Source organism: Limnohabitans sp., from assembly GCF_031539175.1.
Taxonomy (GTDB): domain Bacteria; phylum Pseudomonadota; class Gammaproteobacteria; order Burkholderiales; family Burkholderiaceae_C; genus Limnohabitans.
On sequence record NZ_JAVKLQ010000018.1, the window covers coordinates 38058 to 48893 of the forward strand.

9 protein-coding genes are annotated in these 10836 nt (G+C 56.5%); 5 read left to right on the forward strand and 4 right to left on the reverse strand.

Features of this window, described 5'->3' with window-relative positions; all coding sequences use genetic code 11:
• The first annotated feature begins 72 nt into the window (after nt 1-72).
• The 4 genes from RMS95_RS03225 to fliN are packed head-to-tail and all read left to right on the forward strand — an operon-like array spanning nt 73 to nt 4032.
• Nucleotides 73-1998, forward strand: a complete 1926-nt coding sequence (locus RMS95_RS03225) for a flagellar hook-length control protein FliK (protein WP_310643540.1) — start codon at nt 73-75, stop codon at nt 1996-1998.
• A 35-nt stretch (nt 1999-2033) separates the two neighbouring features.
• Complete coding sequence (gene fliL / locus RMS95_RS03230; RefSeq protein WP_310643542.1) at nt 2034-2633, forward strand: flagellar basal body-associated FliL family protein; 600 nt, start codon at nt 2034-2036, stop codon at nt 2631-2633.
• A gap of 11 nt (nt 2634-2644) precedes the next feature.
• Nucleotides 2645-3637: a flagellar motor switch protein FliM gene (fliM, locus tag RMS95_RS03235; protein ID WP_310643544.1), complete on the forward strand. Its 993-nt coding sequence runs from the start codon at nt 2645-2647 to the stop codon at nt 3635-3637.
• Between the two features lie 14 nt (nt 3638-3651).
• Nucleotides 3652-4032: a flagellar motor switch protein FliN gene (gene fliN, locus RMS95_RS03240; protein WP_310643545.1), complete on the forward strand. Its 381-nt coding sequence runs from the start codon at nt 3652-3654 to the stop codon at nt 4030-4032.
• Between the two features lie 126 nt (nt 4033-4158).
• Here fliN and RMS95_RS03245 read toward each other — a convergent pair whose 3' ends face one another.
• A complete protein-coding gene (locus RMS95_RS03245) occupies nt 4159-5361 on the reverse strand; it encodes a carbonic anhydrase family protein (protein ID WP_310643546.1) in 1203 nt (400 codons plus the stop codon).
• 235 nt (nt 5362-5596) lie between these two features.
• Between RMS95_RS03245 and miaB the strand changes: the two genes are divergently transcribed.
• On the forward strand, nt 5597-6931 hold the full coding sequence (gene miaB, locus RMS95_RS03250) for a tRNA (N6-isopentenyl adenosine(37)-C2)-methylthiotransferase MiaB (protein WP_310643548.1): 1335 nt from the start codon (nt 5597-5599) through the stop codon (nt 6929-6931).
• A gap of 146 nt (nt 6932-7077) precedes the next feature.
• On the opposite strand, the gene RMS95_RS03255 is transcribed toward miaB, so the two are convergent.
• From RMS95_RS03255 to RMS95_RS03265, 3 genes are all read right to left on the reverse strand, one after another.
• Entirely contained in the window at nt 7078-7764 is a 687-nt protein-coding gene (locus RMS95_RS03255) for an HNH endonuclease (RefSeq protein ID WP_310643550.1), read from the reverse strand.
• A 243-nt stretch (nt 7765-8007) separates the two neighbouring features.
• On the reverse strand, nt 8008-9654 hold the full coding sequence (locus RMS95_RS03260; RefSeq protein WP_310643552.1) for an ATP-binding protein: 1647 nt from the start codon (nt 9652-9654) through the stop codon (nt 8008-8010).
• A 1-nt stretch (nt 9655) separates the two neighbouring features.
• The gene (locus tag RMS95_RS03265) at nt 9656-10828 is read right to left on the reverse strand and encodes a HEPN-associated N-terminal domain-containing protein (RefSeq protein WP_310643554.1); all 1173 of its coding nucleotides are present in this window, start codon (nt 10826-10828) and stop codon (nt 9656-9658) included.
• Nucleotides 10829-10836: the final 8 nt, after the last annotated feature.

Below are 10836 nucleotides of genomic sequence, written 5' to 3' on the forward strand. Positions count from 1 at the left end.
TCCGAGCAGCGGCAAGATGTGACCTGTCACGGTTTTTGCTTAACTCGTAGGCAAACTCGTTTTAAAGCACACATGAACCTGTCCAGCTACCTTCAAATGCCACCGGCACCTCCAGTGCCTCAAAGCCTCTCGACCAGCGCCACACAAGGGCTGGCAGCAGGCGTGCGTGCCGACGCCGGTACCAATGCAGGGCAAGACTTCGCCAATATCATGGCCCGCCAGTTCCAACGGCTGTCGGCCTCGGAGCGGCCAAGTTTTGCCGCTGAGACACCGCCTAGGCCAGAAGTCAGCGCCCAAGCCGACCAAACACAGCGTGCGCAATGGGCCACCAACCAGTCTTACGCCACACAACAACGGTTGAGCGATGACCGTCAGCAGGACCGCACCGCTCAAACGGACGACGCCAATAAGAGCACGGACGAAAAACGCGCTGAGCAGCGCGCGCAACAACTGCGTGATGAAGCCAATACCGCGGCCTCTGACGCCGCAGACGCCACCCTTTTGGCGCAAGTCGCCATGATGGCCATGCCATCAACCCCGCCAGTGCAGGGCCAAGCCACAGCACCGACCGAAGCGCCTTTGTCATTGCGCACCATTGCGCTCAGCCCACAAGTACACATCATCACGACGCCCAGCGCCACGCCGAACGCCGAGAGTTTGACGGAATTTGCCAAATCCATGGGATTGGACGAAGCCGCCATTCAGAAGCTGCTGGGCGAAGGCGCGGCCAAGCCCCCCGTTGCACCGCCACTCCCAGGACAAGGCGGCACCACCGTAGACGCATCGGCACTGGCTAACGTTAGCCCTGTGGCCACGCCAAACGGTCTTGCATCGCTGATGCAGCCAGCCCCCCAGGGGGCGACATTGCAATCCACAGCCCCTGCGTCAGCCTCGCCCCACAACGCCGATCCTTTGATGCAAGCCCTGAATGCAGCAGCGGCAAACATGCCATCTGCGTCCACGGGCGCAGCGACAGCGACAGCAACGCCAGCGGTCACGCTCTCACTGCCATCGCCGAACCAAGTCGACTCGGCTGCCACACAATTAGCAGCCTTAGGGCTGATGCCTGACACAACAGCCACCTCAACCGTGGCTGCGTCGTCGGCAGACACCCCGATCATGCCTGCGGCTGCGACGATGACCACCACATCGCTGGCACCAGCCACAGCGCCGGCGAATGTTCAGCCCCCCATACAACTGGGTTTGAGCGCGGCAGACATGGCGTCGATCCAACAAATTCAAATCACCATTACGGCGCCCTCCGCTGCGCCAGTGGCCTCGTTGCAAAACATGGCCCTGACCAGCGGCCCAAACAGTGTTGCCACCCCCAGCACGCTAGAGGCTTTGTCATTGCTGGGTGGCAACATCACCGAGCAAAGCATCAGCGACTTGGTGGCGCAGTTCTCACAGAACTCCGGCGCTGGTGACGATGCACAGCAACAACCCTCTTCTGGCAACAACAGCGGCCAAGGTTTTGCCCAAGCTCTGGCACAAACCAGCGCCCCCGCACAAGCAACAAACGCCAACGCGGCCTCATCCGTCGCGACCACGACGCCCATGAGTGAGGTGTACGACCAGTTGAGCGACAAAATGGCCACCGAAATGGCCGCTCGCATGCACAAGCAGCTCAGCGATGGCGAATGGAAAATGAAATTCGGTCTGCGCCCTGCCCATTTGGGTGGCGTCGAAATTCAGCTGGAAATGAAAGACGGCAAACTCAACGCCGTGATCCATGCTGAAAACCCACTCACACGCGACCTGTTACAAAACAGCAGCCAACGCTTGCGCGACGCACTTGAAAACTTTGGCATTCATGCCGGCCAAATGCACATCGGTCAAGACAGCGGCAACGCACAACAAAACCCATCTCGCGGTTCATCAAAACCGTCGCAAGTTGGTGACAATTCATCATTGCAAGTCAAGGGCAGCGACAACGTGGCCAGCGCCACCGAAACCCGCAACAAGGCCAATGCGTCCTTGCTTGACCTGTACGCCTAATCACGCATGACCATCTAATAACAGGAGTAAGCCCCATGTCCAGCGCACCCGCAGCAGCAGCCCCAGCCGAAGAAGGCGAAGTCAAGCCGAAAAAGAAAAAGCCAATCTTGCTGATTTTGGTGATCGTCTTGTCGCTCATCATCCTGATTGGCGGCAGCGTGTTTGGCACTTTGTTCATGTCAGGCTACTTTGAGCACAAGAGCGAAGCAGCCGCCCACGACAAAGTCGATGAGCTCGAAAAAGCCGCCGAAGACGCCCACAGCGCAGCCCCCGCCGGTCCTTCCAAAGTGAAGAAAGATGCGTCAGAAACCACCCGCTTTGAAAATACCTATTTGCAAATCGACAAAGAGTTCATGACCAACATCACGGGCAGTAAAAAAGTGATGGTGGTGCAGATTGCCGTCATGACGCATTACGACAACCGTGTGTTCGACAACGTCAAGAAACACGAGTTCGCCGTGCGTTCTGCCGTGCTCGACGTGATGCGCCAAAGCACCGAAGCCGACATTGCCAAGCCTGAGTTCCGCACCGAACTGGCCGCCAAAATCAAAACCGTGATGAACGCAATGCTGATGAAGTACGAAGACTTCGGCGGCATTGAAGACGTGTTCTTCACCTCGTTTGTGATGCAATAACGCACAAGCCCATGAAATCCAACCTGCTCTCGCAAGAAGAACTGGCCGCCCTGTCTGAGGGCGTGCGCGACGGTTCGATCGAGACCGACACCGGCTTTAACACCCGCGTGCGGGTTCGCAAGCACGACCTCGCCAGCGAAGACAGCAGCTTAGGCGTGAACGTCTCGTCGGTCGACATGATCAACGAGCGCTTCATCCGTTTGTTCCGTCTGGGTCTGCTCGAAGTGCTGCGTACCAGCCCGCGTGTGAACCCCACCCGCGTCCAGATTTTGAAGTTCGGCGACTACCTCAAAGGCTTGAAGCCACCGCTCTCCGTCAACATGGTTCGCATGAACCCGCTGCGCGGCAACTCGGTGATCATCATTGACCCCAACGTGGTGTTCAGCTCGCTGGACAGCTTCTTTGGTGGCTTTGGCAAAGGTGTGGGCGAATTGCCCTCGGGCCGTTTGTTCACGCCCACCGAAAGCCGCATCATCAAGATCATCTTGGAAGTGTTCTTTCGCTCACTGACCGAAGCTTGGGGCCCTTTATTGCCCATCGAGTGCGAGCATGTGAGCTCTGAGATCAACCCCCAATTTGCGCAAATTGCCGATGAGAACGACTTGGTCGTGCTGAGTCGCTTTGAAGCCGATGCCACGGTCAGCGGCGGCAAAGGCTTCATCGATTTGGTCTACCCCTACTCGTCCCTCAAGCCTGTGCGCGAACTGCTCAGCAGCCGCGTGCAAAGCGGCGAAGGCAACGAAGAATCCGACAAAATTTGGCGCCGAGACTTGGCTGCCGCCGTGGGCGACGCCAAATTGGAATTGGTGGTCAACATGGGCGAGGTGAAAACCACGCTGCACCACCTGAATAACTTGCAAGAAGGCGATTTGCTCTTCTTTAAGAAAGACGAGACGGCGCTGATGACCACCAGCGGCGTCCCCACCTTCCACGTCAATGTGGGAACACGCGGCTCACAAGTAGCCGTTCAAATCGACCACGAACACGTGCACGGAAAAATCTGAGACAGGACTTTCAAATGACTGATAACACTGACGACCACACACACGAACTCGACGACGACGCGCAAGCAGGGCTGGCTCAAATGCTGGCTGGCAACGCGGAGCCCAGCTTGGAAGACTTCAAGCCGAGCATGCCTGGCAACATCAACCCCGAGATTTTGCAAAACATCTCGGTCACCTTGTCCATCGAGGTGGGCCGTGCGCAAATCAAGATCAAAGACTTGATGCGCCTGACCCAAGGCAGCGTGGTCGAACTTGACCGCATTGCTGGCGAACCATTGGACTTGTTGGTCAACAACTCGGTGGTCGCGCAAGGCGAAATCGTGTTGGTCAACGACCGCTACGGCGTGCGCTTGACCCGCGTGGTGCCCTCTTCGGAACGCCTGAAGTTGATTTAATTCACCGACCTAGGGGCCACCAGCCTCGGCTTTTTGCCCGAGGCTTCACTTTGTTCCCTCCGCTTCAAGCGGCCAAAAAAATGCCTGCAATTTGCAGGCATTTTTCTTGGGGGTTAGAAACCGTGATCAGTTCGCGTTGATCTTGCGACCGTTCAAAGGCTGCACAGGGCGTGCATTGCGCTTGAAGGGGAAGTCGATGACTTGCTTCTTACCAATGTCAACGGGCGTCTTCAAGATGTAGAAGTTCACGCCTTCGGTGCATGGGGGTGTGGTCAACGAGCCTTCGTAGCTGTAGTGGGTCAACGCAGCGGGAACCAAAGTGGCAGGGTCGAACTTGGCTTTTTCAGGCTTGACTTCGGGGCCTTCTGACTTAGGCGCGTTGTTCCACAAAGTTTGGATCGACGCGTTGTCTTTGCCTTCGTTGAGCAACACACCCAACACCGCCAACTTGCCTTCCGCATTTTTGTGCACAAAGTGAGCGACCATCGCCATGGGCTTGCCGTCAATTTGCTCTTCGCTGGGGCGGTGGAAGTGGAATTGCAACAGGTTGTAGACGTCTTTGTTGATCTTCAGCGTGCTGCCGGGCTCCACGTTCACTTGGATGGTGTGGCCGTTGTTCAAGATTTTGAGCGGGCCTTCTTTGTAAGCCACCGTCAACACATCTTTGGATTTCTCAAATGGGCCGGTGATGTTCAAAGGCGATTGCTTGGTGCCTGTGCCGCAGGTGGGGAACTCATCGCCCCACTTCTCTGGGCCCATTTCACCGTCGTAGGCCCAATGCACGGCATGGTGACCGTCTTTTTTGGCATGCGCGGGTTCTTTGGAAACGGCGCAGTCAGCCAACACATTGATTTTTTTGCCAGCGGCGACCAAGGCGTTTTGTGCGGCGCAAATGGTCTTCAGACGCGAGGCCACTTCCGCCATTTCAAGAGACTTCTCAAACGCTGAAATGGTGTCTGGGTCTTTCACGCCATTGGTCAACAAGCGCAAGGCGCCTAAACCGAGTTGGCGCTCGCTGGTCATCGGGCCTTTTTGGGCCTTGATGTAGGCGTCGTACTCTTCCAACACCACGCCGTTGCTGAACGCGTCTTTGACAGCCGCGAACTCGGTGGCGACGGGCTCAATTTCTTTCAGTTGCTCTTTGGCTTCTTCCAACTCTTTGGTGAGCTTTTCGAGTTCTTCTTGCGCCTCGCCCATGCCTTCGCTGGCTTCGGTCAGCTCTTGGACCGCGTGGGTTTTGGCGCTGTAGCTCATATAAGCAAACGCCGCAGCGCCTGCGAGCAACAGGCCTAGGACAATTTCGAGAATCAGACGTAGGTATTTTTTCATGGCCATTCACTTGAAGGGGTGCATTGATAGATGTCCTTGACACAAGCGCGCGGCTTCTCTCAAGGCAGGTGCATGCATATCGGCTCCAAGTCCACAAAGCTTTAATGCACGGCTGAGTCGGCAAATTATGGCCGCTGGGCCAGCAAGGGGCGGCGAATTACAATGGCGGTCTTATCAACAGCCTCTGGATCAACACCATGAACCGCTGCACTTTCCCCCATGGGGAGGCTCGCGCATGAGCCGCAAAGTCTTCATCAAAACCTTCGGTTGCCAAATGAACGAGTACGACTCGGACAAGATGGCAGACGTCTTGGGCGAAGCCCAAGGCTACGAAAAAACCGACGACCCCGAACAAGCCGATCTGATCGTTTTCAACACCTGCTCGGTGCGTGAAAAAGCACAAGAGAAGGTATTTTCAGACCTCGGTCGCGTTCAACACCTGAAAGCCAAGGGCGTCAAAATTGCCGTGGGCGGTTGCGTGGCCAGCCAAGAGGGCGACGCCATCATCGCCCGTGCGCCTTATGTGGACGTGGTGTTTGGCCCCCAAACGCTGCACCGTCTGCCTGATTTGCTGAATCAACGTGAATCGCTCATGCGCCCACAAGTGGACATCAGCTTTCCCGAGATCGAAAAGTTCGACCACCTGCCCCCTGCCCGCGTAGAAGGCGGCACCGCCTACGTGAGCATCATGGAAGGCTGTAGCAAATATTGCAGCTACTGCGTGGTGCCCTACACCCGTGGCGAAGAGGTCAGCCGTCCGTTTGACGACGTGTTGGTCGAGGTAGCCGGTTTGGCCGCGCAAGGCGTGAAAGAAGTCACACTCTTGGGCCAAAACGTGAACGCCTACCGTGGCGTGATGGGCAACACCGCCGAGATTGCCGACTTTGCACTGTTGATCGAGTACGTGGCCGAAATTCCGGGCATTGAGCGCATCCGCTACACCACCAGCCACCCCAACGAGTTCACCCAGCGTTTGATTGATGCCTACGCCAAAGTGCCGCAACTGGTGAGCCATTTGCACTTGCCCGTGCAGCACGGCAGCGACCGCATCTTGATGGCCATGAAGCGCGGCTACACCGCCATGGAATACAAGAGCACGGTGCGCAAACTGCGCGCCATTCGCCCTGAGATGGCGATGAGCTCAGACTTCATCGTGGGCTTCCCCGGCGAAACCGAAGACGACCACCAAAAGCTGATGAAGCTCATGGACGATGTGTACTTTGACAACTCGTTCAGCTTCATCTTCAGCCCACGCCCCGGCACCCCTGCCGCCAACTTGCACGACGACACGCCGCACGCGGTGAAACTGCGACGTTTGCAAGAAGTGCAAAAGGTGATCAACGACAACATGCACGCCATCAACGTGCAGCGTGTGGGCACCGTGCAACGCGTGATGGTGGACGGTTACTCGAAGAAAGACGCCAACGAATTGCGCGGCCGCACCGAGTGCCACCGCATCGTCAACTTCCCTGCAGGCCCCAACCCTGAACGCTTGATGCACCAGCTGATTGACGTGAAAGTGACCGAAGCCAACCCGCATTCATTGCGGGGCGAGGTGGTGGTGAAGTAACTCTACGAGCAATCCAAAGAAAAAAAGCCCAACCGTGAAATCACGGTTGGGCTTTTTGCTGTTCGCAGTCAGTTATTGTGTTTTCAAACCTGCGTACCAGACTGTCTGAAAACTGAATTATTCAGCTCCTACTATTTAGTTGGAATTCAAAAAGTCTTTGAAAATTCGCCACGATGAAACTCTAAGTACATCAAGTGTTCATTTGCTATCCAACGCAACGACATCTGAGAGTAGACGCCAAGCACTTGGCGGTTCAGCTCATCAACCTTATCGCTAATCATGATCTGCCCCGTGTTTGAGAATGTGATCAAAAACTTGTCAAACAATGCATCTAAGTTTGCAGATAACAAGAACCCATTAAACACATCAAGGCGTTCTGAATCACTGGAACATACAACCCATGGCTTGGCATGGCTTGCTCGTAGTGCAGGCGAAAGCGTCAACCCTGTAACAGCACATGCACCGCCCCAATAGGACAGCATAGCCTGGCGGTATCGATCTTGCCCCACACGTTGACGCACCAAACGTTGCACCTCTGTACTTTGTATCTCATGGCTAGGCAGCGCGGCTAAGGCGTGTTGCACCTCGGTGTCAAAATCTACCACCGCCTGGTTGGGTAGCGACTGAGCCAAAGCTGACGCCCGGCGCAACCATCCGGCCAGCTCGGCATCGGTATTTGCAACAAATGTGGCATCGTTACGCGGCCACATGGCAAAACTGCGCTCCAACTCAGGCTGCAAAGTTGGCGGTCCCTGAACCAAAGTCACGGCATAGCCTTGCTGCAACAGCGACACAGCCACCCGCGCTGGGTGTCGGGCAGAGCCCAAAGTCACGGCCGCACCCGTTGCAGACACGGTGTGTTCAAAACCGTGGTCGTGACCCGCTTTTTCGATGAGGGCGCGTTTGAGAGGTGTCATGTGTTCAGAAAAACCCCCCGTTTATTTTGATCCGCAAGAACCTGTTCAACGTGGGATTTAGAAAAAATAACTATAAAAATCAATGACTTATAAAAATTGAATGATCCGCAAATGATCCGCAAATGATCCGCAAATGATCCGAATCGGGTGGCATGCAAGTCACTCCGGCTCTACATAGGCGGTCGTTTTTCCTTGTCCGCGCATGACAATTTGCCCGGCAGCCAACATTCTTTGCAACAACCGCTTGACCTGTCCCTCCGTCAATCGGCAAAGCTCCATCACCTCAGCCCGTTTGATCTGCCCATGCTGTCGGATATAGCTCAGCAGCATCTGCTCATGCTGAATGGGCCCAAAGCCCACCTGGCGGGTGTAAGCCGCCTTGTCGCTCACCACGGTGTAGACCGCTGCCGACAAGGTGTAACTGCGGCCACGCGTGTTGCCGTGTGCCTCTACCAAGCCAGCTTCAGTCAACGCCTCCAGCGTGCGCTTGGCGCTGGCCGCGTCGCGCTGAATATGCAAGGCCAGCGCGTCAGCTGGAAGTCGTTTGAATTCGCGTAATGCCGCCAAAGCAATCAGTGAATCAATGGGCAGCTCGGCATTGCGGTTCCGCTCTGCGTCCACCACCATGCGGCGGAATGCCACATCGGCGGGCACCGTGGGCAGGCTCAACACCACGTTGTGCGAATCCGTTCGGCCGTAATCTGGCGCTGGGCGGCCAAACTTGAGCATGCCCCGATAAATGGTGTCCACGCCGCGCCCAGAACGCTCCACCACCCCAATGCGCTTCATCGCATCGGCCAGTGCGCGATTGCGTGGGCGCGGCTCTGTCACCAGCAAATTGGCCAGTGTCACGCCGTCCACCAAGCCACCGGGGTTGCTGATCACCAAGGCCTCATCCTCCAGCCGCACATGCACCGCCCCCATGCGGTGGTAGTCGCGATGAATCAAGGCATTGGCCACGGCCTCGCGAAACGCGGCCATGTCCACCAAGGGCACCGGCACACGGAACAAGCCAACTTGCAACTCTTGCTCGGGGTTGTAGGGGCGGAAGTTGGTCTCCAGCCAATCCAGCGCCTTGAGCAGCGGAAAACGCCGAAACTCGTTGAAGCGCACCGCCTGCTGCGCCAGCACCTGAAACGCCAGCTCGTGGGTGGCCACGCGCCGCTGCAACACTGACTCGCGGCCAATCAACAACAAACCCGTCAGCGTGGGCACACGGGTGCCATCGGCCAAACGCTGCGTAAATCCCAGTGCGCCATCCATGGCCTCGTCGTCCAGCTCCAGCAGCACGCGGTCGCCACCGTATTGCTGCACGGCTTGGCGCAGGCGTTCGCGCTCCAGCGGGTCAAAGTCGGCAAGGGTGCAGCCCGCCACCGGCTGGGCCGACACATCCACCAGGCCAAAACTGCTGGCGCGGCTGATGCGCTCGTGCGGCAGCATGGGCACACACTCGGGCGTGCCATCGTGCTTGATGCGGCGGCGCACATACACGCCAGCTTGCGTGGCCACCTCGCCCTGAGCTTTGGGCACAGTGATTTTGGCCACAGGTACATCACCAACTTGCAGTGCCTCTACCTTCACCTGCAAAGCAGGCGATGTGCGCGCCCCCACCATGCCAGCCAAACCGGTCAGCGCCAAGTGGTCGGCATGCAGGCCCGTGGCTTGCCCATTGTCCTCCACCCCCAGCCAGAGCTCGCCGCCCTCGGTGTTGGCTAGGCACACCAAAGCCTCGACCAGCTCGGCATCCGACAGGCGTTTGCGGTCGCTTTTGAATTCAACGGTGAGGGATTCTGAATTTGGAATCATGTCAAACCTTGATGACCTCGGCAGATTGAAACTTCACCATTCCAAAACGATGGAGTGAAGACGCCGAATACCGCTGACCACGCTCTGGAAAAAGCACCAAATTTTTCCCGGTGGTCAGCGCACTGGGATAAATCAGCCCATCCAAAGGCTTTCCTTCGGAGGAGAAGACTTGGGCGAGATATTCGCAAACCAGCTGGGTAGGCACGTACTCGATTTCAGCAAGATTGTCCTCGCCCACAGGCTTGCGCATGTCCGCCACGAAATGCGACAGAAAAATCACCTGGTCTTGTTTTGTGTCGCGCCCCTCGAAGATCGACATGCATTGCGGCAGGTGTGTCAGGTCCAGCACCTGAAGCTCACGGCTGGACTGCCAGCGACTGAGCGTCACGTCTTCGGCTATCACAGCCCGAGCTTCTGCCAATGCTGTGCGCTGATCAAACGCCAGGTACAAATAGGGGATACCCGCGGGATTCATCCGCCCCGACGTGGCTTTGGCATTTGGCGGCGGTCCAGCCTCCTGTGCGGTGAGCCCATGATTCCCACGTCGCACTCGAAGCAATTCCGTGTTGACTGAAATGCTCTTAACCATGTTATTCGCGTTAAACACGTCACCCAAAAAACCGAAAATTTGCGATGAACTCACAAACTGGTCGCCACAATTTCTGTCGACATTGGCCACGTTGTGGAAATGAAATCGGCTTTGATGCTTGACTGTTCTGGTAAACGCCTCCCACGACCAGCGGTAAAGCTCATGTCCGTGACTGCCCATCCATTCACCCTCCGCTGCTTCGACCCAGCCTGTATTCACAAACGAAGCTGCGACATCAGCAATCAAGTTATCCGACAAGTCCAAGGCCTCCGAATCCAAAACTGCCCGAAAAACTTCTTCAGAGCATTGGTAGTCAATGGGGCACGCGCTGTCCCAAGGATGCCCTGCGTGTGTCGGATCTTCAAAACTGTATTTGACTGCCCGTAACAGCGCATCCATCAAAGCAGACAACGGTGCCGCTCGACGCGAGTGGGATTGACAATATGAGCAAGTGGACGAACTGGTGTTTTCCTGAATCAATCGACGCAAGAACTCTTGCTCTCCAACGCACTCACGACAAATCCATTTACCGGGATCGCGCCAACCACGCTCCTCTTGCGCAAAAGCTTCATCGTCAATGCCCATCGGTCAGC

Bases quoted from the DNA above. Each gene is read 5' to 3' on its own strand.
- RMS95_RS03225 (WP_310643540.1), top strand. From the start codon at position 73: ATGAACCTGTCCAGCTACCTTCAAATGCCACCGGCACCTCCAGTGCCT.
- fliL (WP_310643542.1), top strand. From the start codon at position 2,034: ATGTCCAGCGCACCCGCAGCAGCAGCCCCAGCCGAAGAAGGCGAAGTC.
- fliM (WP_310643544.1), top strand. From the start codon at position 2,645: ATGAAATCCAACCTGCTCTCGCAAGAAGAACTGGCCGCCCTGTCTGAG.
- fliN (WP_310643545.1), top strand. From the start codon at position 3,652: ATGACTGATAACACTGACGACCACACACACGAACTCGACGACGACGCG.
- RMS95_RS03245 (WP_310643546.1), bottom strand. From the start codon at position 5,361: ATGAAAAAATACCTACGTCTGATTCTCGAAATTGTCCTAGGCCTGTTG.
- miaB (WP_310643548.1), top strand. From the start codon at position 5,597: ATGAGCCGCAAAGTCTTCATCAAAACCTTCGGTTGCCAAATGAACGAG.
- RMS95_RS03260 (WP_310643552.1), bottom strand. From the start codon at position 9,654: ATGATTCCAAATTCAGAATCCCTCACCGTTGAATTCAAAAGCGACCGC.
- RMS95_RS03265 (WP_310643554.1), bottom strand. From the start codon at position 10,828: ATGGGCATTGACGATGAAGCTTTTGCGCAAGAGGAGCGTGGTTGGCGC.